Source organism: Pseudomonas sp. PS1(2021), from assembly GCF_020405165.1.
GTDB lineage: Bacteria > Pseudomonadota > Gammaproteobacteria > Pseudomonadales > Pseudomonadaceae > Pseudomonas > Pseudomonas aeruginosa.
In genome coordinates this window covers 2,213,952-2,238,040 of the sequence record NZ_CP084484.1, presented here as the reverse complement: position 1 = coordinate 2,238,040, position 24,089 = coordinate 2,213,952, and the positions used below count along the sequence as shown (strand labels likewise).

The following is a 24,089-nucleotide window of genomic DNA, read 5'->3' as shown; positions in this document are numbered from 1 at the left end:
CATGGCCTATTTCACAGGAACAGCGAACAACCCGGCCGACTTGCTCGCCAAGGTGCGCGTCCACGCCGAGTCGCTCGGCTGGGTCACCGACCGCGCCTCGGCATCGGAATGGCTTTGTCACAACGCTGATGGGTACTGGTCATTCAATGCCGGAGCCAATCAGTTCCAGATGGCGGGCAATACGGGGTTCGATAACAGCCTGGCGTGGAACGCGCAGCCCGGTAACTCGGTGCAGAACAACCCTTATTCGTCGAAGGGACCGACCGTCGCACAGCTGAGCGGTGGGCCGTTCACGCGCTACCACCTGTTTGCCACGGCGGCCTATCTGCACCTGCACGTCGAGATTGCGGCCGGTCAGTTCCGGCCGGTGATGATTGGCTCGCTCAACAAGCGCGGAGTCGAATACAGCGGCGGCCAGTACGTATGCGGCTCCGTAATCTATCATACGGGCCAGATGCTGACATCGAGCTGGTCCTGTCATCCGTTCGACGGCTATCACGTTCGCTATAGCGACGGTGGTTGCGTACTGCGTGTGGATGGCCTGGATGGCGGCCCCTCGCCCGACTGGCTGCCATTCGACTACACGACGACCATCCCCGGCGGGTCATCGGGCCAGGCCGTGGAAACTACAGAAGTCAGTACCATCCTGACGTCGGACTGATCGACGCCAGCGCAAACGAGCTGAACAGCTCGACCACCACTGTGCCGTGCGCCATCTATGCGTTCGGCGCTCAGCAGCGCTCGCGCTACGTGGGCGAAGTGCCGGACTTTGGCATATGCAACATGGCCTTCCTCGCGCCTGGTGATCCGCTTGTCGTCGGTAGCGACACTTGGCGCGTCTATCCGTTGCTCCAACGCGGAACCGCTACCGACTTCGACAGCGCCAGCGCCTGGGTCGGCTATTGCTTCCGGGTGGTCGAGTGATGGCGACGTTTCCAGGGTTCCAGGTGCCGAAGCCTGTGGAGGGGATCGTTGCCGGCATCACGCCGAATATCGACGCCCTGGAGCTGAACCAGGACATCAGCCTTGCAGCGGTCGCGGCCTCGACCTGGGCCGGCGCCTATGGGGCGCATCAGCCGGTAGAGGTGATCCATTCGACCTACCAGGCTGTCCACCAAAGCGCTCTGGAAGAGAACTACTACAACCGCCTCTGGTTGATTCCGACCGCAATGGAACTGGGCAACGTCGTCAGCACCCAGATACGACCGGCATCAGTCTGGAACGCTTATTTCAGCCCGCGCATGCTGACCGCTATCGACCGCGAAGCCGCAGACGGCATTACGCTGTCCGGCCAGGCTTCGCCGCCGCTGGGTTTTGCCGCCCTGGAGGAACGCACCTGGACGGTCAGCATTGGCACCGACGGCCCGCCCGTAGTCAATGCCCGGATCATCTGGAGGCTCCAGGGCGAGCCGGACCTGGCCCTGGTCATCACTGGCAATCGCATCATCGCCTGGACGTTCGCGCCGGACTGGGGCGACAGCATCGTCGAACGCCTGAGCGCATCGACAAATATCCTGCAAAGCGAATCGGCCGTGACCCAGCGCCGAGCCATGCGCCTGGCGCCGCGCCGAGAGTTCGAAGCGAACATGTACGCGGTGGATCGCGAGCGGCAGTTGCTGGACATGACGCTGTTCGGCTGGGGTGCGCGCATTTGGGCGCTGCCGATCTGGCCTGATATCCAGCTGCTCCACCAGCCGCTGGCGGCCGGGTCGCTGAGCATTCCGTGCGACACGGCCGGCCTCGACTTCCGCGACGGCGGTCTGGCGATGCTGCGCGGCGAGGACGCTTTTACTTACGAGGTCGTCGAGGTCAAGACGGTGACCGCCAGCGGCCTGGACCTGGTGCGGCCCGTCCAGGCCGCGTGGGGAACTGGCTCGCGACTGTACCCAGTGCGCACCGCGCAGCTGACCGAACAGCCCACGCTGACCCGGCTGACCGATACCGCGCAGTCTGCGCGGGTGTCGTTCCTTGTGATGGAACCCAGCAGTTGGCCCGAGGTGATGCCGGCGACGATGTACCGGGGGCGTCCTGTCCTGGAACAGCGCCCCGACGAAAGCGAAGACCTGACGTCGAGCTATCAGCGCCTGCTGTCCACCCTGGATAACGGCAGCGCCATTCCCCGCGTGACCGACGTCGCCGGCATGGCGCTGCCCGTCATCGGTCATCGCTGGATCGGCATGGGCCGAGCCGAACGGTCGGCGTTCCGCAGCCTGGTCTATGCGCTACGCGGTCAGCAGAAGCCGCTGTGGGTGCCGACCCACGCCGACGACCTGACCCTGGTCGCCACCGTCTCGCAGCTGTCCACCGCGCTGGACGTGCGCAATATCGGCTATGCCCGTTTCGCCAATGGTCGGCCGGGCCGTCGCGCGATATCCGCATCGAGCTGTACGACGGCACCGTCTATCACCGACGCATCCTTACCAGCACCGAGCTGGACGCCGACACCGAGCGCCTGGCCATCGACGCCGCCCTGGGCCGGCTGGTCGAGCCTGGCGACGTGGCGCGCATTTGTTTCATGGCGCTCTGTAGCGCCGCAAGCGACGTGGTCGAGATTGAGCACGTCACCGACAGCGAGGGCGTCGCCACTGCCGCCCTGACGTTCAAGGGGTTCGTGACGATGAGTTTTAACAGCCGCGAAAGCTCGCTCGCGGATGGGCAGCCGGTGCGGCTGTACCAGTTCAGCCGTGGCGCGATCCGCTGGAGCTACAACAGCAGCGACCGGGACATCACCTACCAGAACCAGATTTTCCGCACGGTCCAGGGCGGCATCACCGACAACGGGATCATCTGTTCCGGCGATCCGCAGTCCGACCAGTTCGTCATCACCGCGCCGGCCGACCTCGATGTCGCGCTGCTGTACAAGACCCGGTCGCCGAGTGATGCCATCGACCTAGTCGTCTACGACATGCACTACGGCGACGCCGAGGCAGCGGTTTCCTGGGTAGGCCAGATTGGCGATGTGGACTGGCCGACCATGGATAGCTGCCGCATAACGTGCGTGTCCGAAGACGAGCTGATGGACCAGCCGGGCTTGATCGACACCTACTGCCGCACCTGCACGGCCATCGTTGGCGACCACCGTTGCAAGGTCAACCTCGTCCCGTATCGCGTGACGCTGACGCCGCAGAGCATCAGCGGCTGGGTGATCTCCAGCGGCGTGGTCGCCGGCTACGCCGATGGGTGGTTTACCGGGGCTATGTGGAGTGGCAGGTGGACGGCGATAACTACGACCGCCGCTTCATCGAGCAGCACGCCGGGGCCGATCTGCACATCCTGGGCGGCACCGAGGGCATTCCGGCGGGGAGCCAGCTGCGGGTGTATCCGGGTTGCGACGGGCTCGCGGAAACCTGCGACAGCAAATTCGGCAACATCCTGAACTTCCGGGGCTTCAACAAGCTGCAAGGCAGGTCGCCGTTCGACGGCGACCAGGTCTGGTGAGGTAGGCCATGGACCCGATCACAATCAATCTCGCCATCCTGGCGGCGTCGTACATCCTATCCAGCGTCCTGGCGCCGAAACCGCAGAAACCCAAGCCAGCAGCATTCGATGCCGCTGACTTCCCGCTATGCGAGGAAGGGGAAGATCAAGCGGTGGTGTTCGGCCAGTGCTGGTCGAAGTCGTGGATGGTGCTGACGGTAGAGCGCCGCCGCATGAAGGCCATCAAAACCAAGGCGAGCAAGAAATGATCGTGACTGTACAGCACCTGCACACCGTCCCGACTTGGACTACCCGGCAGGGCTACTGCCACGGCCGGGCGCGGGAATTCTTCAAGCGCCACGGCCTGGACTGGATGGCGTTCTTGCAGGACGGCATCGACTCTGACCTGTTGATCGCGACTGGCGACGCGCTCGCGCTCAAACTGGTTGAGCACGCGCGCCGGGAGGTGGCTGATGGGCGCTAAACCCAAGGCTCAGGTGGTCGGGTGGCGCTATTACTTCGACATCCATTTCGCCCTGGGCAAGAAGGTCGATGAAGTCTGTGCTATCCGGGCGAGTGGTAAGACTGCATGGAAAGGGTCAATCACCAGCAATGGCCAGGTCCGCATCAACGCGCCTGAGCTGTTCGGCGGTGACAAGGGCGAAGGCGGGCTCGATGGGACGCTGGATGTCCTGTTCGGTGAAGAGGACCAGGGCGTCCTGCCGCGCCTGGCGGCGATGCTCGGCGGCCTGGTGCCGGCATTCCGGGGCGTTACCACGTGCTTCTATTCCGGCCTGGTGACTTCGGTTAACCCGTACCCGAAGAAGTGGGAGATTCTGCGCCGAGGCGGGAACCGCTTGTGGGACGGCAACCCCTGGTATCCCGAAAAGCAGTTTGTCTGGCTAGCGGACGGTCAGATCAAAGCGATGAACCCGGCGCATATCCTCTATCTCGTCTACACCGGCCGGGACTTCCGGGGGCTGGCCCGCACAAGAATGGACGAGGCGAGCTGGCGGGCTGCTGCCGACACGTTGTATGCCGAAGGCTTCGGGCTGTGCTTTGAGTGGACCCGGTCCGACAGCTTCAAGAACTTCTGCGAGACGGTGAAATCGCATATCGGCGCCGAGGTTTACCCGAACCGACAGACCGGACAAATCAGCATCCGCCTCCTGCGGGACGACTACAGCGTTGCAGACTTGCCGCTGTTCGACGAGGACAGCGGCCTCCTGGAGATCACCCAGGAGAAGACCGGCTCGACCTCGCTCGCGCCGAGCCAGCTTATCGTCAAGTACATCGACCAGACCGACGGCGCGCAGCGCCAGGTCATCGTCAACAACAACGCGGTCGCCGCTTCGCAGGGGCGGCGGTCGTCCGAGGAAGTCGAGTTCCTGGGCGTGCCGACTGGCGAGCTGGCCGGGCGAGTCGGGGAGCGGGAAATGCGTCTGAAGACAACCGGCCTGAAGCGCTATAAAGGCGTATTCGACCGCCGCGCCCGCAGCCTGAACCCCGGCCAACCGTTCCTCATCCGCTCGACCCGACGCGGCATCCCTGAAACCGTCGTCAGGGTCGGCCGGATCGAGGACAACTTCCTCGGCGACGGCAAGATCACTCTGACCGTCGTCCAGGACCAGTTTAATCTGCCGGCGACAACCGGCGTGGCGCCACCGCCACCGGGCTGGATTCCGCCCGACCGGACGCCTCGGGCGATCACTGTGCGCCGACTGATCGAGGCGCCATATCGCGAACTGGCCGGCGTGATCGATCCGGCGAATCTCCAGCTCCTGGACGTGTCCGCATCCTACCTCGCTGCGCTGGCCGAGGCGCCGACAAGCTTGTCGCAGAGCTACACCCTGACCGACCGCGTCGGCAGCTCTGGCGCGTTCGTTGATCGAGGAACCGGGGATTGGTGCCCGACCGGCCTGCTCGCCGCCGAGCTGCCGCTGGCGGCCGGGCCGAACGTGGTCACGCTGACCAACGCCAGTCGGCTGGAGGACGTCACTGTCGGCCAGGCCGCTGTGGTTGACGACGAGATAGTCCGGGTCGATGCCGTCAACTATGCCAGTGGCACCGTCACCCTGGCGCGCGGCTGCGCCGATACCGTGCCGGCCAAGCACACTTGGCCGGGGCTCGGGTCTGGTTCTACGACACGTTCGAAGCGGTGGACGAGACGGTATACAGCCAGGGCGTGACGCTCCAGGCCCGGCTGCTGACCAACACCAGCGAGGGCCAACTGGCCCCGGCGCTGGCCGCCACCGACAGCCTGACGCTGACCGGGCGCCAAGGTAAGCCGTACCCGCCCGGCCAGTTCCGCATCAACGGCAGCGCGTACCCAACGAAGGTCTACGGGGCGCTGTCGGTGAGCTGGGCGAAGCGCGACCGGATCGGCCAGGCCGACCAGTTGATCGATACCACTGTCGGCAACATCGGGCCCGAAGATGGGGCGACGGTGACGCTCCAGGTCTACAGCGGCACGACGCTGAAGCGCACCTATGCCGGCCTCACATCCAGTAACTGGTCCTATCCGCTGGCCGAAGACGTCGCTGACGGCCCGCTCCAGGACGTGCGCCTAGTCCTGCGCAGCGTCCGCGACGGAATCCAATCCTGGCAGCAACACGACATCACCATCGAACGACACGGCCTGGGCTTCCGCTTGGGCGAAGACCTTGGAGGCGTTTCCGCATGACTCTCTATATGGGGCCTAACACCGGCCTGCTGATCAACGGCTTGCCGGGAGAAGGGCATTACAGCGATCTGATTCGGATGTGGCGCTGGGATGACTTTCTGAGGCAGCCGGTCGTCAAGGGCGCGTCGCCGCGCTCCCGACCAGCGGCCAGGCCGAGGGGGACACGTACATTTTCACTGGCTCCGGCTCCAATCAGAACCGCCTAGCGCGCTGGTGGGCAACGGGCGCCACCACGGCAATTTGGGAGTACATGCCGCCACGGCTGGGCTGGCGTGTCCAGGTCGCAAACGAGACGACGCCGAGCGGCCAGGTCAAGACGTATGAGTATTCCGGCACGGCGTGGGTCGAGCTGGTGGGCGGTATGTCGGACGCGCCCAGCGACGGCAGCAACTACGCACGCAACAACGGGGCGTGGGGAAACTTGGGACCGCTGCCGTGGCAGACCTCAACGGCATGCCGTTTCTCAATCTGATGCCCGACAGCGGACGATTCGCCGGCATCATCAATCCGCTGATTCTGCGCTTCACCGGGTCGTTTTCCAGCACGTTCCTCTCGCCGTGGAACGGGGCGACGATTACGGACGGCGGGAAGTATATTTACGACAACACCACAAACGGCGGGACGGCGGGCAACATCAACCAGCGCGTCCAAGATTTGCTAGTGGCGATGGGACGGCCGAGCGGTAGCCTTGCCCGCTACGGGGTGGAGTTCTATACCGCCCTGGTGACAGCAGGGCCGAACGCGACAACGGGTTCCTCTGGGCTCGACGGGACTACCCGCTATCTTCAAATGACCAACGTATCGCGAGCGCTGTTCATCGCCGATGGATGGAGTACGGCGGTGATGTGGGTGCGCGCTGAAACCGGATCGCTCCATTTCATGCCGGCGGGGGTTCCGACGACAGATTACCGGATATGGCTTAACGGCGAACCCGTACTACCGGGGCAGGTACTAACCCCGCTGATGGATGGAAGCATGTCCGCCTTTCGAAGCGATCCGCGCAAGGGTACGACAACGGTTTTCCGTACTTCCACATGACTCTAGGCGGGGTTGCGGCTATGGCGTGTCCCGCTTTCTTCGGGGGCTAGTTGACCCCGGAATCCACTTCGCGCCCATTGCAACCGTCAACTCACAGAGTGCATGACCATGAAACGAGTTCTACTGAAAGGCGAGTTCTTCGCGGAATGGGATGGCACGCTGGACGAGGCCGCCGCACTCGCTGGCGTCCCGGTCGGCGACCTGGCGTTCCATCCCGACGACCTCCTCGCAGAGGTCCAGGAGCTTCGCCGCCAGGCCTATCGCACCGAGTCCGACCCGCTGCGCCTGGAGGCCGAGTTTGACGCCATCGCTACCGGTACAGAGCCGGACCTGGAGGCATGGGTCGCGGCCGTGCAGGCGATCAAAGAACGCTATCCGCTCCCCAGTCCTAAGCGTTTTGATAATTGTGACCAACGTCTCCTTTGCTACGGTCCCTAGCTGATGTGCGGAGTAGATAGGGATGTTGGTATGGACGAGGTGCTTAGACGGAGGCTGCGGGCGGAGCTGCTGGAGGTGGGGTTTCTCAACCAGTGCTGCCTTGATCTGATGGAAGCGATGGAGGCCGAGTTCAGCCTCACCGAGGACCAGCGCGAATGCATCGAGCAGCTCGGCCGATTCCTGCGGGAGGGCATCGGCAAGCTGACCGCTCTGTCTGAGCGGGTAGCCGATGGCGATATCGTCGTGCTGTGCTGATCTTTTGAAATTCTTTTGCCGCTGGCGAAACGGTTAGGGCGCGTCATTTATTGCGCAAATCCGCGCCAAATTTCGCGCCGCGCTACACCGGGGTATTGGCGGATACCGCCTGTGGCGGTATTCGCCCTACAGGCCTGCGGAAACGCCGGCTGCCGCTCCAGCTCCGTAGGGCGAATAACCGCTCGCGGTTATCCGCCGCTTATCCGCGACATCGGCGGATAACGCCCGTGGCGTTATTCGCCCTACGGATCAGGACTTCGAAATGAACACCTCTCTCAGGCTCATGGCGTCTCTCGTGGTCTTTCTCCGGCAACTCCGCACACCTGTCCGCTATGTCTCCGGTCCGTACAGACGCTTGCAAAAGGGGCTCGCCTGGGAAGGCGAAACGAGAAGCCGGGGCAGGCAAGGAAATCAGCTTGCCCAGCACATTCAGACTCAAGACCACGACGGCAGAAATGGCCAGCCTCAGGCCGGCAACAATGGCCGGCAGGCCTCGACGAAGCGCCGGCAGGCACCCGCACATTCGCGCTCCAGCGGCTCGTCGCCATCGCAACGCTCGGCGCATGCCAGGGCATAGCGCGCCGCCAGCTCGCAGGCGGCCGGCGCCCATGGGCTGCGGCGCTCCAGCAGCAGGGCGGCGAGGCGGCAGAGGTCGGCGCAGTCGCCGGCGTGCTGGCGTTGTTCCCTGCTGGACTCGGTGCAGAGCGCCAGGTAGCGCTCGCACGCGCGGATGCAGTCCTGGGACGCGAGCCGGCAGCGCTCTTCCGGCGCCTGGACGGCGGCACCGCCGAGCAGGGCGTCGGCGTCGGTTTCCAGCAGGGAGCCGGGGTCTTCGTTTCCGGGATCGTTGATGGCGCGGGTCATGGCGGCACCTCCTGGCGATTGCGCCCATGCGGGCCCTGTTCCTTGGGCCGGTCGACGATGCCGACAGTTCAGTCGATTTCGCCGTCGGCACCGCCGCTCGATTGCCTTGAACCCTCGCCCGCGGCGCCAGTCCTCACTGGTACGACCCCAGACACGACCAGGAGGCGAGAATGTCCAGCACGGTTGCCGATCAATTGCTCGAACGCTTGAGCCAGTGGGGGGTGAAGCGCGTCTTCGGCTACCCCGGCGATGGCATCAACGGGATCATGGGCGCCATGGGCCGGCGCGCCGAGGCATTCGACTATATCCGCGTGCGCCACGAGGAGATGGCGGCCTTCATGGCCGGCGCCCACGCCAAGTTTACCGGAGAGGTCGGGGTGTGCCTGGCCACCTCGGGGCCGGGCGCGATCCACCTGCTGAACGGGCTCTACGACGCGCGCATGGATCATCAGCCGGTGCTGGCCATCGTCGGCCAGCAGGCGGCTACCGCGTTGGGCAGCGACTACCAGCAGGAAGTCGATCTGCAGAGCTTGTTCAAGGACGTTTCCGCCTATGTCGAGACCGTGGTCAGCCCGGCACAACTGCTCCATGTGCTGGACCGAGCCCTGCGCGTGGCGGTCGGCGAGCGGCAGGTGGCGACGGTGATCGTGCCCAACGACGTGCAACAGATGGCGGCCCCGAAGCGCCAGCCCCACGAGCACGGCCACGTGATGTCGGCGGTGGGCTTCGTCCAGCCGCGACCCTACGCGCGCGACGCCGACCTGGAAGCCGCCGCGGCGATCCTCAATCGCGGCCGGCGCGTGGCGATCCTCGCCGGTGCCGGGGCCCTGGGCGCGCACCGGCAACTGGAAGCGGTCGCCGAGCGCCTGGCCGCCGGAGTGGCCAAGGCGCTCCTGGGCAAGGCGGCGGTTTCCGACGACCTGCCGTACGTGACCGGCTCCATCGGCCTGCTCGGCACCCGCGCCAGCAGCATGCTGATGGAGCATTGCGACACCCTGCTGATCGTCGGCAGCACTTTCCCCTACAGCGAGTTCCTACCCAAGGCCGGCCAGGCGCGGGCGGTGCAGATCGACCTGTATCCGCGCAACATCGGTATCCGCTATCCGATCGACCAGGCCTTGCTCGGCGATGCAGGGGAAACCCTGGAGCGCCTGCTGCCGCTGCTCGAGCAGAAAAAGCACGGTGCCTGGCGCCGCCGGGTCGAGCGGGCGGTGACGGCCAGTCGCGAGGAAGCCCGGCGCCAGGCCGAAGAGCCAGCCGACCCGATCAACCCGCAGCGGGTATTCCGTTCCTTGTCGGAGCAACTGCCGGACGATGCGATTCTCTGCGGCGACAGCGGCTCGCATACCAACTGGTACGCCCGCGACATCCGCATGCGCCCGGGCATGCTCGGCTCGCTGTCGGGCAAGCTGGCGACCATGGGCAGCGGCGTGCCCTACGCCATCGCCGCCAAGCTCGCCTATCCGCAGCGGCCGGTGGTGGCGATGGTCGGCGACGGCGCCATGCAGATGAACGGCAACGCCGAACTGGTCACCGTGCAGCAGTACTGGCAGCGCTGGGACTCGCCGACCTTCATCGTGCTGGTGCTGAACAACGGCGATCTCAACCAGGTGACCTGGGAGCAGCGTGCCCTGGCCGGCGACCCGGAGTTCAGCCCGGCGCAGGAAGTGATCGATTTCCCCTACGCGCGTTATGCGGACATGCTCGGCTTCAAGGGCATCCGCGTGGATCGCCCGGAGGACATCGACGCCGCCTGGGCCGAGGCCTTCGCCGCCGACCGCCCGGTGCTGCTGGAGGTGGTCACCGACCCGAACGTGCCGCCGCTGCCGCCGCACATCAGCTTCGAGCAGGCCAAGCACCTGCTTGGCGCCATGCTGCAGGACGATCCCAAGCGCTGGGGGGTGATTCGCCAGAGCGCCCGGCAGGTCCTCGCGCGGCACTGAGCAAGGCGGTCGCGGCGCTCAGTCGGCGCGGCCGCTACGCAACTGGTCGGCCAGTTCGCGGTGGTGGTAGAAGCGCGCCAGCCATTCGTCGGCGAAGCGGCGCAGGTCGGGATCGGCGGAGTCCCGGGCGATTCCCTCGAAGCGTGCGACCAGACGGTCCTGCTGGCGAATCTGCGCGTCGAGGAAACCGCGCTCGTCGAAGCCGCCGGGAGCGGCGGCCTGCCGTTCGGTCTGGCGCGGCGAGGGCAGCGCCAAGGCCTTTTCCCCGGCCAGGGCGCGCAACTGATGGTCGAACTCCTGCTGTTCGGTGAGTACGCGCTTGGCATAGAGCTGCACCGCCTTGTTTTCGGAACGGCGCATGGCTTGCTCGGCTGCCTCCACCTGGGCCTGGCTGTCGGCCAGGCTGTCGGCGAGCAGGGCGCGGGTATCAGCGGGTTCGGCCTGGACGGCCAGGGGCAACAGCAGGGCGGCGATCAGTGACAGGCGACTGGGCATGGCGAACCTCCGGACGGGACGAGTGTGCGGTGGACGCTCGCCATACGGCGCCGTTCAAAAAAGTTCCGGTGTCAAGCGTGTTGTGAAAACAGCCTGATGGCCGAAAGTCTAAATGTGGCGCGGGTTTAGCTCTACTTTGGGCCGCTTTGCAGGATGGCGGCATCGTGGGCTGGGAGCCACATAGGAGCGTCGCGATAGAAAGCCGGAGCGTGCTGCATCAGAGACGATTGCCAGCAGACGGCGGCCACATTTCATCATCATAGCCCGACCGGCTACCGTCCTCCAGAACGAAGAACGCGCAGCTTCGGGCTGCGCGTTCCAGAGATGGCCGCCAGCGGAAACCGGCATCATCAGCTCGGCGTTGGAGGTGCGGCCTTGCCCGCACCTCCCTTCCTGAATCCCCGATCCCCGGCCATGAATGCCGCCAACATATGCGGGATCAGCGTGGCCGCATCGACCATCTCGCCATAGGTCTGCGCGTGCAGCGCCGCGTAGCAGTCGAGGTCGGCTTTCAGGCTGGTCGGGCAGGAAAAGGTCAGCTTCGTCATGTCATGGCGCGGCAAAGGGCCAAGCCGTAGTTTCTTGGTCGTGCTCATCGTGAAGTCCCCTGTTGAAGAAAAGCGGCTGGTATGGCCGCAGCACCAGATCGCGGTTGACGATGATGCGTACCGGCAAGCCGGGGCGCTGGGTCAAGGTGGGCTGGATGTTGAGGTTGCGCCGGGTCATCTCCTGGCCGACCTGATTGATGCTGTCCTGAGCGCTGTCGCGCCCGGCGATGATGATGCGGTCGCCGTCCTGCCGGTTCTCTGGCGCGGCCAGCTCGGCACCGACACCCAGCAGCGTTGTCAGCGCCGCTCCGGCGAAGATGCGGCCCCAGTGGTAATCCACGTCGTCTTCCAGCCCGGCATAGCCGGCAGGGTCGGTGCCGGCCAGGTTGTCGAGCGTGAGCGAAGACGTATCCGGCAGGATGACCCGGTTCCACACCACCTGCACGCGGCTCTGTCCGTAACTGACCTGGTTGTTGTATTTGCCCAGGATGCGCGAACCCTGCGGGATCAGCAGGAACTTGCCCGTGGCGGTGTCATAGACCGGTTCCGTCACCGTGGCGATCACGTCGCCCGGCAAGTCCGACTTGATGCCCGTCACCAGCGCCCCGGCGACCACCGTTCCGGCCATGACCTGATACGGCGAATCCGGCAGCGTCAGGTTGCCGGAATTGCGGGTTTCCGTGGTTCCGGCCTTCTGGAACGCCTCTTTCTGGTCTTGCCGGTTCTGCACGGCGGTCGGGTCGGCAGGCTGGGCCGCCGTCGAGGCAGGCCCGGCCGCCAGCGGGTCGAACGCCGCATTGGCGGCGAAGCCCGGCGCGGCGGCGGCCTGCGTCTGCGCCACCGGCGCGGCCTTCTGCGAACCCGTGCGGAAGAACACCGACGATGCCGCCGCCGATTCGGCTTCCTTGCGTAGCGCGTCGTTCGGGTCGTGGCCGGGGGCCGCGTAGGCGGCCGTCACCGGCTGCTGCGACTTCACGATGACCGGGCCAAGATCGCCCGGCAGCGGCGGCCCCAACTCCGGCACGGATGCCGGCAAAGGGGGCGGCAACTTCGAGTAGTCCGCTGGCAGCGCGTCCAGCCCTTCCGTCTTCGACACACGATCGACGTTGTAAAGCTCGGTCTGCTCGCCAGCGCCGCGCCGCTGCGGTTGCAGCGACCACATCAGCGCGCCAAGCACGGCGACCGACAGGGAGCCTACGAGGATGGCCAGCATGCGCCGATTCAGGCGCGTGACCGGGCGCGGCTGTGCGCGCAGCGCCACCGCCTCGGGCGCTAACTTGTCCGCCTGTGGCGTGGCGAGGTCGGGAGTGTCGTCCTGGCTCATGGTCAGTTCCTCCGCGCCACGCCATCGGTACGCTCGATCCGCACCACGTCACCGCCATCGCCGCCCAGGCGCAGTTCGGCCGCGCCGAACAGCCGATCCACGATGTAGTACGGCGATCGGAAGCGGTAGTTCACCAGTTGCCCGTCGCCCTGCGCGCCGATCACGAACAGCGGTGGCAGCTCGCCTTGCGCGATGCCCGGCGGGAACTGGATATAGACCTTCTCGCCGTCATCAAAGGCGCGCAGCGGCTTCCACGGCGGATTGCTGCCGCTGACCGTGTAGCGAAAGCGGATCTTCTCCAGCGACAGGCCGGTATCGACCGGCGCGGCGGCGCTGGCCGCCTGCGCCTGGCGCTGCAAAGCCAGCATCCGGTCTTTCGGGTAGTCCCAGGACACCGAGGCCATCCACGCTTTATCCGTCGAAGTCAGCTCCAGCAGGTACGTCCTGCGGCTGGTAGTGATGACCAAATTCGTTTTGAGGCCCGAGCGGATGGGTTTGACCAGCACATTGACGCGCAGCGCCTCACCGCTGCCGCTGGACGTGTCGCCCACAATCCACCGGACGGTATCGCCTGCGGCCACCGTCACCAGTTCTTCGCCCGGCTGGAGCGAAACCACCGTCACGCGCCCCGGCGCGGCATAGACCTGATAGAGCGCGCCGTCCGTGAAGGGCCATACCTGAATCGCATTGACGTAGCCTTCGCGGGTCGGCGCGATGCGCGCCTCGGCATTGGCGCGCGAAACGCGCACCTTCTCGTCGGCCGGCTCCGGCGCGGCCGGGGCCGTGTCCACCTCGGGCAGCGGCTTCAACTGTGCTGGCAGCGCCAGTGGCTCGGGCACGGCCACGACTTCGACCGGCTTGGGCGGCGCGGGCAGCGGTTGCGCCTGCACCGGCTCATCGAGCGAAATGGTCGGCGGCGGCTTGCCCTGCGAGGCGCAGCCCGAGAACAGGACAGTCGAGGCCAGCAGGATCAACGGCAAAACGGATTTACGGAAAAGTGCATTCATGGCTTGGCTCCTTCGGAAGAATCCAGTTCGCGGCTCCACGCCAGGCCATTGACGTAGATACCCAGTGGGTTCTTACGCAGGCGCTGTTCGGTACGCGGTGTTTGCAGGACGCTGGAAAGCACGGCATTCCAGCGTTCGGTGCCAGCAGGCGCACCATTGACGAACCGCTGTTCCGTCCAGCGCACGTTGAACGACGTGTCGCTGGCGCGGACAACGCTGGTGATCTGCACCGTGACCGATTCCTTGCCGATTCGGGCGAATGGATCATTGGTGCTGGCATAGGCGTTGAGCGCGGCCGCGCCCTTGTCGGTGGTGTAGTCGTAGGCATCCAGCCAGTTCTGCCGCACCACGATGGGGTCGATGGACAGCGAGCGCACCAGCGTCACGAAGCGCGCCAGGTGGTGCGCGATCTGCGCATCGGCGGGCCGGTACGGCGTCGCCGCCTCGCCCACGGCGCGCACCTGCCCCGACTGATCGACCTCGATGACATAAGGCGTGACGATGGACTGCGCGGAACGCCACACCAGGCCGCCGGCCATCAACAGCGCGAGGGTGAGGCAACCGAAGGCCATGAATCGCCAGTTCTTGGCCTGGACGCGAGCCGAGCCGATGCGGTCGTCCCACACCTGCGCGGCAGATTGATATGGGGTGGCAGGCTGCGGCGTATCGGCGTAGCGCACCTGCGGTCGCTTGAATCGCATAGGGTTCTCCTTGGTGGTCAGGTATCGGAATCGCGCAGGCTCGGGCCTTGCCCCGAGCCGCCGCCGTCGCCACCGCGCAGCGTGTGGGCGGCGGTGGTCGCGGCATGGGTGATCTGCTGGCGGCGGTGCATCCGCTTGGCCCAGGCGGGTTGCTCTTGCTTAGGTGCGCTGGCGGCGCCGTCCGCGCCTTCGCCTGCGGCGGCCTGGCCGGAACCGGCAGCGCCGGCGCCAGCATCGGTGCCGTTCCAGCCAGCCCGGAAGGAATCGGCCATCTTCTGCTCGGCAGCGGAAGCGCCGGACGAGGCGCGGCGGCCTGCTGCCTGCGCGCCGGTCTTGGCGACATTGCCGAGGCCAGCCGCCGCGCCCTTGGCCCCGCCGCCCGCAGCGGCGGAACCGGTCTGGAAAGCGGACTTGGCGCTGCTGGCCGCCGACGTGGCGGCGCGTGCGCCACTGCCGGCCAGCTTGGCGGCGGCCGGGGCCATGCGTGCGCCCGCCATGACCGCGCCGCCCACGCCGGTCGCGGCGGCACCAATGGCAACACCCGTGCCAACCGCACCAACGGCAGCGCCGGCCATCGCGCCCGCGCCAAGCTGCGGCGCACCGGACACGAGGCCCGTGGCGATGCCGGGGCCGAAGATGCCCAGCGCCAGCAAGGCGAGCGAGGCCAGCATCACGACCAGCGCGTGGTCGATGGAAGGCTCGTCGGGGTGCACCTGGAACTCCGCGAACAGGCCCGAGCCGATGCCGACGATGACCGCCAGCACCAAGACCTTGATGCCCGACGACACCACGTTGCCGAGCACCTTTTCCGCCAGGAAACTCGTCTTGTTCCAAAGGGCGAATGGGATCAAGACGAAACCGGCCAGCGTCGTCAGCTTGAACTCGATCAACGTGATGAAAAGCTGCACCGCCAGCACGAAGAAGCAGAGGATCACCACCAGCCAGGCGAGGAACAGCACCACGATGGGATCAAGGTTGGTGAAGACCTCGGGGAAGCCGGCCATGTCGCCGATCTGCTCCAAGATCGGCGCGCCCGCGTCGATGCCGGTCTTTGCCAGCCGGCCCGGTTTCAGGAAGTTATCCATGCTCAACGTCGAGCCGGTGGCCGTCAGGCCCAGGCCGGCGAACGACCGGAAGACGATGCCGGCCAGCCAGTTGAAGTTGTTGATGATGTAGGCGAAGGCGCCGACGTAGAGCACCTTGCGCAGCAGCTTGGCGATCACGTCCTCGCCCTGGCCTGTGGCATGGCTCATGGCCCAATACAGGCCGGCGATGGTCATGTCAATGACGATCAGCGTGGCCGTCAGGAACGCCACTTCGCCTTGCAGCAGCCCGAAACCGGAGTCGATGTAGCGCGAGAACGTATCGAGGAATTTGTCGATGATGGTCACGTCGTTCATGGCGTGTCCTCCGTAGCCGAGAGCGGTGCATCGCCGGCCTCATCGGTGGGCGTGTCGAAACTCGCCGGGATCGGTGGCAGGTCGGCCAGCGAGCCGTATTCGTCCGGGCCGGTCTGGCCGGCGAAGAAGCGCCGCCGGAAGGCTTCGGCGGCGGCGCGGCAGTCGTCTTCGCCTGCGGCTTGCCGGTCGGTTGCGCATTGGGCGCGCAGCGCCTTAAGTCGCACGGGATCGGCGGCCAAGGTGGCGGCCACGTCTTCGGCCCTTTGTTGGGCGGACGACTGGCCGCAAGCGGTCAGCAGCATGGCCAGCAGCGAAACCGACAGAACGGGAACGCATCGCATGGCCGCCTCCCGTCAGTTGTTGTAGAAGTTGACGGACTGCGGCGTGTACGGCGTGCCGGTGCCCAGGAAGCGCCGCCGCACTTCGCGGGCGCGCTCCGTGGCCGCCGCCTGCCGTGCCAGTTCCAGCGATGCCGCCCGGTCTTGTGTGATCTGGAGCTGCTGCGCCTGGATGGACTGCTTGGCCTGCAAGGCGAGAAGCTGGTTCGTCGCCTGCATCGCTTGCAGCGCGCCGGTGGCGGACTGGCTCTGGCTGACCAGATCGGCCAGCGCGCTTTCGTCTTGGGTCAGGTTCTGCGACACCTGCGCCTGCATCCGCATCGCGGTGTGCAGGCCGTTAAGCGTGTTTTTCCAACGCTCCTGCGCATCGCGGAACATCTGATCGCCACTGACGGTTGCGGCGTATTGCTCGGGGTACAGGCGTGCGAACTCCCGATCCATGTTCGTCACGTCGTAGGCCAGCCCCTGCGCTTCGGCGATCAGGCGCTCGGTGGTGGCGAGCGTCGAGCGCAGCCGGTTGACGATGTTGAAGTCCAGATTCGCCAGGTTGCGCGCCTGGTTCATCAGCATCTGGGCTTCGTTCTGGAGCTGGTTGATCTGGTTGTTGATCTGCTCCAATGTGCGGATGGCGGTCAGCGTGTTCTGCACCAAGTTGACGGGATCAACGAAGGTGAGTGCCGCCGCCGGCTGGGCGAGCATCAGCGAGCCGGCCAGCGCGACGGCGAGCGAAACGGAAAGCACACGGGTCTTCATGGCAGGTTCTCCTGTCGTGGTTGGGAAAGGAAAGAAGCCGCCGCCGGCGAGGACGGCAGCAGGTCGGCGGCCCAATCGAGGCCGCGATGGCGCAGCCACGCACCGGCGAAGCCGGGTGCGCCGGCTTGCGTCAGCACGCGGTCGATGTCGCGTTGGTCTTGCGGTGTGGATGCGCCCGCGAACGCGAGCGCGGCCGGCCCCAGGTCGAGGTCGAACAGGCGATTGCCCAGGCGCGATTGGTAGTAGTAGTCGCGCTTGGGCTGCGCGGTGGCGACGATCTCGATTTGCCGACTGTTGAGGCCGAAGCCCTCGTAAATCGTGCGAATCTGTGGCTCGGTGGCCTGCGGGTTAGGGAGAAAGATCCTGCTCGCGCAGCTTTCGATGACTGCCGGTGCGATGGATGACTCTTTGACGTCGGCGAGCGACTGCGTATCGAAGACGACGGAAACCTGCTTTTTCGCAAGGTCTTGAGCCACTGCCGAAGCCGGGCTGCGAATATGGGATCGTCCAGAAAGACCCATGCCTCCCCAAGAAAAAGCATCGTTGGCGAGCCATCGAATCGTTCTTCCAGGCGGGCAAAGAGGTAGTTCAGAACGGCCAGCACGGCGGCCTTGCTGTGCATGAGTTCTTCCATCTCGAAGCACTGCACATCCGCGCTACCCAGCCGGTCGTGGTCTGCATCCAGCAACTTGCCGTGCGCGCCACCGAGGACATAGGGCGCGAGCGCCTGGCGCAGCACGTTCGATTGCAGCAGGACGGACAGGCCGGTCAGCGTGCGCTGCTCCACGGGCGCACCGGCCAGGCTGCCGAGCGCCGACCAGATGGCAGCCTTCTCGTCGGGGCCGACGGTCACGCCTTCGTGCAGCAAGCGCCCTTCGATCCATTCGGCGGCCCAGGTGCGGTAGCCCTCGCGGTCGATGCGGGCGAGCGGCTGAAAGGCAATCTCGCCATCCGCACTGAGGTCGTAGTGCTCGCCACCCAGGCCCAAAGTAGCGGCGCGTATGGATCGCCCCACGTCAAAGACAAAGACGCGCGAACCGCGATAGCGGCGGAACTGCATGGCCATCATGGCGACCAAGACCGACTTGCCCATGCCGGTCGGGCCGACGATCATCGTGTGCCCCACGTCGCCGATGTGCGTCACCAGCCGGAACGGCGTCGCGCCATCGGTGCGCGTGACGATCAGCGGCGGGCCATCCAGATGCTTGTTGCGCTCGGGGCCGGCCCACACGGCAGATACCGGCATCATGTGCGCCAGGTTCAGCGTGGAGATGATGGGCTGGCGCACATTCGCATAGGCATTGCCCGGAATGGACGACAGCCACGCATCTACGGCGTTGAGCGTTTCGGGGATGGTGACGAAGCCTCGCCCTTGGATGACCCGCTCCACCATGCGCAGCTTTTCGTCGGCCACGGCCGGGTCGGCATCGAGCACCGTCACCGTGGCGGTGAGGTAGCCGAAGGCGACTTGATCGCTGCCAAGCTCCTGCAAGGCTGCGTCCGCGTCGGCCGCCTTGTTGCTGGCATCCGTGTCCACCAAGGGCGATTCCTGCTGGAAGATCGTTTCGCGCAGCAGCGCGATGACGTTCTTGCGCTTGGCGAACCACTGGCGGCGCAGGCGGCCCAGCTCCTTTTCCGCCTCGGCTTTGTCGAGGCAGAGGAACCGGGTTGACCAGCGATAGGCAAAGCCGAGGCGGTTGAGGTCATCCAGCAGGCCCGGCCAGGTCGAAGTCGGGAAGCCCCGCACCGACACCACGCGCAGATGCTGGTCGCCCAGCATCGGCGCGAGGCCGCCTACCAAGGCGGAATCGGCCAGCAGCGCGTCGAGGTGGAAAGGCACCTCGGGCACGCCCACACGGTAGCGCCGCGTCGAAACCGTGGCGTGCAGGTAGGTCAGCGTCTGCGCGTCATCGAGCCAGGCGATTTCCGGCATCACGCCATCGAGCAGGTCGAACACCCGATCCGTTTCCGCGACGAAGGCATCCAGCCGACCGCGCCAGTCCACACCGTCGCCGGGCGCGTGCTCGTAGAGCAGCTTGGCCGCACGAGCGCGGGATTCCTCCGGCGGCAGGTAGGCCAGCGTCAGGTGATAGGCGCTCTCGAAGTGGTTGCCCGATTCCTCGAAGGCGGCGCGGCGTTCCTCGTCCACCAGCCAGGACAGTGGTTCGGGAAACTCCGAGTGCGGATAGTCTGCGGCCGGCCGGCGCTCGGCCTCGATGAACAGCGCCCAGCCCGATCCCAGCCGGCGCAGCGCGTTGTTCAGCCGCGCCGTGGTGGCGATCAGCTCGCCCTGCGTGGCACTGTCCAGATCCGGCCCACGAAAGCGCGCCGTGCGCTGAAACGAACCATCCTTGTTCAGCACCACGCCTGGCGCGATCAGCCCGGCCCAAGGCAACCAGTCGGCCAGCAGTGCGGGCCGCTGGCGGTATTCGGCAAGGTTCAGCATGGCATCCCTCTCACACGTCCAGCAGCGGCTTGTGCTTGATGTGCCGGGCAAAGACCTGCATGAACTGCGGATCGACGCGCGCGCCCCACACCGCCAGCGAGTGACCGACGATCCAGAGCACGACACCGGGAATCCAGAGTTGCAGGCCCAGCCCGACGGCGGCTGCCAGCGTGCCGTTGGCGATCGCCACGGTGCGCGGTGCGCCGCCCATCAAGAGCGGTTCGGTCAGCGAACGATGCAGCGGCACCTCGAAGCCGGCCGCGAAGCTGTCCCACCCGCTCATACGACGGCCCCGCCGGAGAAGCTGAAGAACGACAGGAAGAAGCTCGAAGCCGCAAACGCGATGGACAGGCCGAAGACGATCTGGATCAGCTTGCGAAAGCCGCCCGACGTGTCGCCGAAGGCCAGCGCGAGGCCCGTGGCGATGATGATGATGACCGCGACGATGCGCGCCACCGGCCCCTGGATCGACTCCAGGATGGATTGCAGCGGGCCTTCCCACGGCATCGAGGAACCGGCGGCCTGCGCAGTTCCGGCGATGAACAGCAGCAGCGCGGCCAGCAGCAGACCACGCCCCGCCGGGCGGGCCAGGCTGCGCAGCCGCGCAAGGCTGGACAGGCGGGGAAGCGGATTTACGGAAAAGCGGAAAGCAGGAACGTGCATCTGCGTCATGGCAGTTCTCCAGGTTGGTCAGGGGACGGGAAAGGCGCAGCGGCATCGGCTGCGAGAGGAACCGGCGGCAGCTCGGGAAACGGCGTTTCCATTGCGTCCGCCAGGCGATAGCCGGTGCCGTCGAAGCCGACGACACGGGCGATGCTTTCGACGCGGCGCTTGCGGCCTCGTCCGGCGATGTAGATGACGACGTTGACCGCCTCGGCGATCAGCGCACGCGGCGGGTTCACCGCCACTTCGAGAATCAGTTGCTCCAGGCGCAGCAGCGCGCCCAGCGCGGAACCGGCATGGATGGTGGCGATGCCGCCGGGGTGTCCCGTGCCCCACACTTTGATGAGGTCGAGGGCTTCGCCGCCGCGCACTTCGCCCACGATCACGCGGTCGGGTCGAAGGCGCATCGTGGCGCGTACCAGTTCCTGCATCGACACCACGCCGGCGCGGGTGCGCAGCGGCACATGGTCGCGGGCTGCGCATTGCAGCTCGATGGTGTCTTCGAGCACCAGCACGCGGTCGCCGGTGGCGGCGATTTCCGCAAGCAAGGCATTGGCGAGTGTGGTCTTGCCGCTGCTCGTCGCTCCGGCGATCAGGATGTTCTGGCGCTCGCGCACCGCGCGGCGCAGGAAGTCCGCCTGGCCTGTGGTCATGATGCCGTCGGCGACGTAGCGATCCAGGCCGATGATGCTCACGGCGCGCTTGCGCAGCGCGAAGGCCGGGCCGGGTGCGGCCGGGGGCAGGATGCCCTCGAACCGCTCGCCGGTTTCGGGCAGCTCGGCGGTCAGCAATGGTCGGCCGCGATGCACTTCCGCGCCGACGTGGGCCGCGACCAGCCGGATGATGCGTTCGCCATCGGCTTCGGGCAGCTCCACGCCCAACGGCGTGCGGCCCGACGACAACCGATCCACCCATAGGGTGCGGTCGGGGTTGAGCATGATTTCCACCACGTCCGGGTCGGCCAGCGCGGCAGCGATGACTGGCCCCATAGCCGTGCGCAGCATCTGGATCCGGCGATCCAGCGAAGCCGCGGCCGACGAACGCGGTTCGGGCGGGATCTGTGGAACGGCGCTCATGAGGCACGCTCCGCAGCACGTTCATGCGCTTCGCCCAGCGCCGCCGCGTCATCCATCCGCATCGGGTCTGCGTGCAGTTCCTCCACCACGTCGCGCACCAGGCTCCGACCGCGTAGCAGGTGGCGGCCCAACTGTTCAACGAACTGCTCGAAGCGTGCCTTGCCCTGGGCGCGGGCCGCCTCCTGATGGGCCTCTGGAACCGGCGTACTGACGGTCAGGAAGTAGCGGATGAACAGCGCCAGCGTTTCGATCTGGATGTTCTGGTCGCGCTCCAGGCGCTCGGCCTGCCGCGACAGGCGATCCAGCCGCTTGGCGATAGCAGCCTCGCGCTGGTCGCCGGCATCGGGCGACAGCCACGATGCGAGAGCCGCTGCGACGATGGACGACTTGGACACGCCTTTCTTGGCGGCCAGCTCGTCGAGACGCTTGGCGTGCTCGTGCTGGATGAACAGATTGAGGCGGTATTGGCTCATAAGTCGATTCCGTCGTTGGGGTCGAGGGAAGCCAGCCGGGCCGTGCGCTGCATGGCCTGATCGAACAGACCGGGGAGAGCGGCCGCATAAGGCAGCGGCAGGTCGTCGTCATCGAGCAGCCCCAGGTCGTTGCCTGCGGACAGCGGTTCGGGGCTGTACTCGGTGATTTCGGATAGCTCGGGCTGGCGGCGTGGGCCGCCGTCATCGGAACCGCCCAGGTCGTCGGCGGATGCCGGGGCCGGTGCTGCGAGTACAGCGGGAATCGCCAGGTCGCTCCAATCGTCGGGGCGGGCCGGCGGCACATCGGCATAGCGTCCGGCCGAAAGCGCAGGCGGCGGCAGTACGCGCCGGGTGAAGTTCTCGTCCTCGTAGTAGCGCAGCTTCCGCGCCTTGATCGGCGGATGGCCGGAGATCATTACCACCGCCTCGTCGGGTGGAAGCTGCATGACTTCGCCCGGTGTCAACAGTGGTCGAGCCATCTCTTGACGCGACACCATGAGATGCCCGAGCCAAGGGGCCAATCTGTGCCCGGCATAGTTGCGCTGCGCGCGCAACTCGGTGGCGGTGCCGAGCATTTCGGAAATGCGCTTGGCCGTGCGCTCATCATTGGTGGCATACGCCACCCGCACATGGCAGTTGTCCAAAATGGAATTGTTCGGGCCGTAAGCCTTCTCGATCTGGTTGAGCGATTGCGCGATGAGGAAGCTGCGGATGCCGTAGCCAGCCATAAAGGCGAGCGCCGTCTCAAAGAAATCCAGCCGGCCGAGTGCAGGGAACTCATCGAGCATCAGCAGCAATTCGCGCTTGCGCTCGATGCCATCGGAACCATCAAGGGACTCGGTGAGCCGGCGGCCGATCTGGTTGAGGATCAGGCGCACGAGTGGCTTGGTCCGGCTTATGTCCGAAGGCGGCACCACCAGGTACAACGACACCGGCCGTTCAGCGGAAATCAGATCGGCGATGCGCCAGTCGCAGCGCGACGTGACCGCGGCTACCGTGGGGTCGCGGTAGAGGCCCAAGAACGACATGGCGGTGGACAACACGCCCGACCGCTCGTTGTCCGACTTGTTGAGCACTTCGCGCGCGGCTGAGGCGACGACGGGATGCGGCGCATCCCCTTGGTGTTTCGTCGTCATCATCCGGTGCAACGTCAGCTCGAATGGGCAAGCCGGGTCGGACAGGAAGTTGGCGACACCGCGCAGCGTCTTGTCTTCGCCTGCATAGAGCACATGCAGGATCGCGCCGACCAGCAGTGCATGGCTGGTCTTCTCCCAATGGTTGCGTTTCTCCAACGCACCTTCGGGATCGACCAAGATATCCGCAATGTTTTGCACGTCGCGGACTTCATGCACGCCGCGTCGCACTTCCAGCAGCGGGTTGTAGGCGGCGGATGCCGGGTCAGTGGGGTTGAACAGCAGGCAATGGGAGAACAGCGAGCGCCAGCCGGCGGTCAGCTTCCAGTTCTCGCCCTTGATGTCGTGAATGACTACCGACGAAAGCCAGGACAGCAGCGTCGGGATCACCATGCTGACCCCCTTGCCGGTGCGCGTAGGGGCAAACGCGATGATGTGTTCGGGGCCGAGGTGCCGCAGGTAGTAGCGAAGCCTGCCCAGCATCCGGCCCAGGAAGACGCCTGCGGTCTGCGTCAAACCGGCGTGCTTGATTTCCTCGTCAGTCGCCCAGCGTGCCGAACCGTAGGTCGTGACCAGGCGCGATTGCCGCGAGCGCCACACCGACATGGCGATGGCGACGGCCACGGCCACCAAACCACTGCCGCCAGCGATGGCCCCACCGATGTCGAAGACATGCGGCGCATAGGCATCGAAGAAGAACCACCACTCGAACAGCCGCCAGGGGTGATAGACCGGCGTTCCAAAGAGGTCAAACCACGGCGAGCCAAGGCGTACTTGATAGCCCAGGGCGGCGGCTGTCCATTGCGTTGCACTCCATACGCCGGCGATCACGATGCCGAAGACGGCGGTGATCTGCCCAAACAGCACGCCCTGAGCTTGCATTGACTGGCCTCCGATGTTCCTGCGCTATTCCTCTTTCAGAAACGGCACAAGGACGTGCCGCATAGCGCGAGGATCAGTGCCGGGTCAGTGCCGGTCAAAGCCTGTTATCGGAAGCAAGGTGATGAAAAAAGCAATGTTTCGGGCTACGAAGAACCCAGTAAAAACGCCGCAGGCGCGAGCGGGCTGCGGCGTGTTGACAAAGAAGGACAGGA

General features: G+C 65.8%; 19 protein-coding genes and 6 pseudogenes. 10 read left to right on the top strand and 15 right to left on the bottom strand.

Annotated features, from left to right (window positions below):
• Window position 1 precedes the first annotated feature (1 nt).
• The 9 genes and pseudogenes from LE197_RS10485 (at window position 2) to LE197_RS10440 (ending at window position 7,831) form a co-directional block, all read left to right on the top strand.
• Window positions 2-924, top strand: a pseudogene (locus tag LE197_RS10485) (hypothetical protein).
• Window positions 924-2,628 (top strand): annotated as a pseudogene (locus LE197_RS10475) (hypothetical protein). The pseudogenes LE197_RS10485 and LE197_RS10475 overlap by 1 nt, the downstream one beginning before the upstream one ends.
• A gap of 34 nt (window positions 2,629-2,662) precedes the next feature.
• Window positions 2,663-3,438 (top strand): annotated as a pseudogene (locus LE197_RS37085) (phage BR0599 family protein).
• 8 nt (window positions 3,439-3,446) lie between these two features.
• Entirely contained in the window at window positions 3,447-3,686 is a 240-nt protein-coding gene (locus LE197_RS10465; RefSeq protein WP_015987654.1) for a hypothetical protein, read from the top strand.
• Window positions 3,683-3,901: a hypothetical protein gene (locus LE197_RS10460; RefSeq protein WP_015987655.1), complete on the top strand. Its 219-nt coding sequence runs from the start codon at window positions 3,683-3,685 to the stop codon at window positions 3,899-3,901. Before LE197_RS10465 ends, LE197_RS10460 begins: the two co-directional genes overlap by 4 nt.
• A pseudogene (locus LE197_RS10455) lies at window positions 3,891-6,100 on the top strand (phage tail protein). Before LE197_RS10460 ends, LE197_RS10455 begins: the two are co-directional and overlap by 11 nt.
• Window positions 6,097-7,244: pseudogene (locus tag LE197_RS37080) on the top strand (hypothetical protein). The pseudogenes LE197_RS10455 and LE197_RS37080 overlap by 4 nt, the downstream one beginning before the upstream one ends.
• On the top strand, window positions 7,241-7,576 hold the full coding sequence (locus tag LE197_RS10445) for a hypothetical protein (protein WP_226034011.1): 336 nt from the start codon (window positions 7,241-7,243) through the stop codon (window positions 7,574-7,576). The pseudogene LE197_RS37080 and the gene LE197_RS10445 overlap by 4 nt, the downstream one beginning before the upstream one ends.
• A 30-nt stretch (window positions 7,577-7,606) precedes the next feature.
• Entirely contained in the window at window positions 7,607-7,831 is a 225-nt protein-coding gene (locus LE197_RS10440; RefSeq protein WP_010791890.1) for a hypothetical protein, read from the top strand.
• Window positions 7,832-8,296: 465 nt separating this feature from the next.
• On the opposite strand, the gene LE197_RS10435 is transcribed toward LE197_RS10440, so the two are convergent.
• Window positions 8,297-8,695 (bottom strand): four-helix bundle copper-binding protein, encoded by a 399-nt coding sequence (locus LE197_RS10435; RefSeq protein ID WP_003106156.1) that lies wholly within the window; start codon window positions 8,693-8,695, stop codon window positions 8,297-8,299.
• A gap of 170 nt (window positions 8,696-8,865) precedes the next feature.
• Here LE197_RS10435 and LE197_RS10430 point away from each other — a divergent pair, with 170 nt between their 5' ends.
• A complete protein-coding gene (locus LE197_RS10430) occupies window positions 8,866-10,638 on the top strand; it encodes a thiamine pyrophosphate-requiring protein (RefSeq protein ID WP_003088823.1) in 1,773 nt (590 codons plus the stop codon).
• A gap of 18 nt (window positions 10,639-10,656) precedes the next feature.
• Here LE197_RS10430 and LE197_RS10425 read toward each other — a convergent pair whose 3' ends face one another.
• From LE197_RS10425 to LE197_RS10360, 14 genes and pseudogenes are all read right to left on the bottom strand, one after another.
• Entirely contained in the window at window positions 10,657-11,133 is a 477-nt protein-coding gene (locus LE197_RS10425) for a DUF4142 domain-containing protein (RefSeq protein WP_003106158.1), read from the bottom strand.
• Between the two features lie 350 nt (window positions 11,134-11,483).
• Window positions 11,484-11,729, bottom strand: a complete 246-nt coding sequence (locus LE197_RS10420; RefSeq protein WP_023082476.1) for a DUF2274 domain-containing protein — start codon at window positions 11,727-11,729, stop codon at window positions 11,484-11,486.
• Complete coding sequence (locus tag LE197_RS10415; protein WP_226034010.1) at window positions 11,683-13,005, bottom strand: TrbI/VirB10 family protein; 1,323 nt, start codon at window positions 13,003-13,005, stop codon at window positions 11,683-11,685. Before LE197_RS10415 ends, LE197_RS10420 begins: the two co-directional genes overlap by 47 nt.
• Window positions 13,006-13,007: 2 nt before the next feature.
• Complete coding sequence (gene trbG / locus LE197_RS10410) at window positions 13,008-14,012, bottom strand: P-type conjugative transfer protein TrbG (protein ID WP_034008115.1); 1,005 nt, start codon at window positions 14,010-14,012, stop codon at window positions 13,008-13,010.
• The gene (trbF, locus tag LE197_RS10405; protein ID WP_042858581.1) at window positions 14,009-14,713 is read right to left on the bottom strand and encodes a conjugal transfer protein TrbF; all 705 of its coding nucleotides are present in this window, start codon (window positions 14,711-14,713) and stop codon (window positions 14,009-14,011) included. The genes trbG and trbF overlap by 4 nt, the downstream gene beginning before the upstream one ends.
• A 17-nt stretch (window positions 14,714-14,730) precedes the next feature.
• Window positions 14,731-16,113, bottom strand: a complete 1,383-nt coding sequence (trbL, locus tag LE197_RS10400; protein ID WP_034008112.1) for a P-type conjugative transfer protein TrbL — start codon at window positions 16,111-16,113, stop codon at window positions 14,731-14,733.
• The gene (locus tag LE197_RS10395; RefSeq protein ID WP_034008110.1) at window positions 16,110-16,454 is read right to left on the bottom strand and encodes an NlpC/P60 family N-terminal domain-containing protein; all 345 of its coding nucleotides are present in this window, start codon (window positions 16,452-16,454) and stop codon (window positions 16,110-16,112) included. The genes trbL and LE197_RS10395 overlap by 4 nt, the downstream gene beginning before the upstream one ends.
• A 12-nt stretch (window positions 16,455-16,466) precedes the next feature.
• Complete coding sequence (gene trbJ / locus LE197_RS10390; RefSeq protein WP_034008108.1) at window positions 16,467-17,204, bottom strand: P-type conjugative transfer protein TrbJ; 738 nt, start codon at window positions 17,202-17,204, stop codon at window positions 16,467-16,469.
• Window positions 17,201-19,650, bottom strand: a pseudogene (trbE, locus tag LE197_RS10385) (conjugal transfer protein TrbE). The gene trbJ and the pseudogene trbE overlap by 4 nt, the downstream one beginning before the upstream one ends.
• A 10-nt stretch (window positions 19,651-19,660) precedes the next feature.
• Window positions 19,661-19,933: a VirB3 family type IV secretion system protein gene (locus LE197_RS10380; RefSeq protein ID WP_034008104.1), complete on the bottom strand. Its 273-nt coding sequence runs from the start codon at window positions 19,931-19,933 to the stop codon at window positions 19,661-19,663.
• Window positions 19,930-20,322 (bottom strand): TrbC/VirB2 family protein, encoded by a 393-nt coding sequence (locus LE197_RS10375; protein WP_034008102.1) that lies wholly within the window; start codon window positions 20,320-20,322, stop codon window positions 19,930-19,932. The genes LE197_RS10380 and LE197_RS10375 overlap by 4 nt, the downstream gene beginning before the upstream one ends.
• Window positions 20,319-21,389 (bottom strand): P-type conjugative transfer ATPase TrbB, encoded by a 1,071-nt coding sequence (gene trbB, locus LE197_RS10370; RefSeq protein WP_034008101.1) that lies wholly within the window; start codon window positions 21,387-21,389, stop codon window positions 20,319-20,321. Before trbB ends, LE197_RS10375 begins: the two co-directional genes overlap by 4 nt.
• The gene (locus LE197_RS10365) at window positions 21,386-21,862 is read right to left on the bottom strand and encodes a ribbon-helix-helix protein, CopG family (RefSeq protein ID WP_034008098.1); all 477 of its coding nucleotides are present in this window, start codon (window positions 21,860-21,862) and stop codon (window positions 21,386-21,388) included. Before LE197_RS10365 ends, trbB begins: the two co-directional genes overlap by 4 nt.
• Window positions 21,859-23,877 carry a conjugal transfer protein TraG gene (locus LE197_RS10360; protein WP_034008096.1) on the bottom strand — a complete coding sequence of 673 codons (2,019 nt, stop codon included), beginning with the start codon at window positions 23,875-23,877 and terminating at the stop codon, window positions 21,859-21,861. The genes LE197_RS10365 and LE197_RS10360 overlap by 4 nt, the downstream gene beginning before the upstream one ends.
• Window positions 23,878-24,089: the final 212 nt, after the last annotated feature.

Excerpts from the sequence above, each read along its gene's own strand:
- LE197_RS10465 (WP_015987654.1), top strand. The coding sequence starts at position 3,447 with ATGGACCCGATCACAATCAATCTCGCCATCCTGGCGGCGTCGTACATC.
- LE197_RS10460 (WP_015987655.1), top strand. The coding sequence starts at position 3,683 with ATGATCGTGACTGTACAGCACCTGCACACCGTCCCGACTTGGACTACC.
- LE197_RS10445 (WP_226034011.1), top strand. The coding sequence starts at position 7,241 with ATGACCATGAAACGAGTTCTACTGAAAGGCGAGTTCTTCGCGGAATGG.
- LE197_RS10440 (WP_010791890.1), top strand. The coding sequence starts at position 7,607 with ATGGACGAGGTGCTTAGACGGAGGCTGCGGGCGGAGCTGCTGGAGGTG.
- LE197_RS10435 (WP_003106156.1), bottom strand. The coding sequence starts at position 8,695 with ATGACCCGCGCCATCAACGATCCCGGAAACGAAGACCCCGGCTCCCTG.
- LE197_RS10430 (WP_003088823.1), top strand. The coding sequence starts at position 8,866 with ATGTCCAGCACGGTTGCCGATCAATTGCTCGAACGCTTGAGCCAGTGG.
- LE197_RS10425 (WP_003106158.1), bottom strand. The coding sequence starts at position 11,133 with ATGCCCAGTCGCCTGTCACTGATCGCCGCCCTGCTGTTGCCCCTGGCC.
- LE197_RS10420 (WP_023082476.1), bottom strand. The coding sequence starts at position 11,729 with ATGAGCACGACCAAGAAACTACGGCTTGGCCCTTTGCCGCGCCATGAC.
- LE197_RS10415 (WP_226034010.1), bottom strand. The coding sequence starts at position 13,005 with ATGAGCCAGGACGACACTCCCGACCTCGCCACGCCACAGGCGGACAAG.
- trbG (WP_034008115.1), bottom strand. The coding sequence starts at position 14,012 with ATGAATGCACTTTTCCGTAAATCCGTTTTGCCGTTGATCCTGCTGGCC.
- trbF (WP_042858581.1), bottom strand. The coding sequence starts at position 14,713 with ATGCGATTCAAGCGACCGCAGGTGCGCTACGCCGATACGCCGCAGCCT.
- trbL (WP_034008112.1), bottom strand. The coding sequence starts at position 16,113 with ATGAACGACGTGACCATCATCGACAAATTCCTCGATACGTTCTCGCGC.
- LE197_RS10395 (WP_034008110.1), bottom strand. The coding sequence starts at position 16,454 with ATGCGATGCGTTCCCGTTCTGTCGGTTTCGCTGCTGGCCATGCTGCTG.
- trbJ (WP_034008108.1), bottom strand. The coding sequence starts at position 17,204 with ATGAAGACCCGTGTGCTTTCCGTTTCGCTCGCCGTCGCGCTGGCCGGC.
- LE197_RS10380 (WP_034008104.1), bottom strand. The coding sequence starts at position 19,933 with ATGAGCGGGTGGGACAGCTTCGCGGCCGGCTTCGAGGTGCCGCTGCAT.
- LE197_RS10375 (WP_034008102.1), bottom strand. The coding sequence starts at position 20,322 with ATGACGCAGATGCACGTTCCTGCTTTCCGCTTTTCCGTAAATCCGCTT.
- trbB (WP_034008101.1), bottom strand. The coding sequence starts at position 21,389 with ATGAGCGCCGTTCCACAGATCCCGCCCGAACCGCGTTCGTCGGCCGCG.
- LE197_RS10365 (WP_034008098.1), bottom strand. The coding sequence starts at position 21,862 with ATGAGCCAATACCGCCTCAATCTGTTCATCCAGCACGAGCACGCCAAG.
- LE197_RS10360 (WP_034008096.1), bottom strand. The coding sequence starts at position 23,877 with ATGCAAGCTCAGGGCGTGCTGTTTGGGCAGATCACCGCCGTCTTCGGC.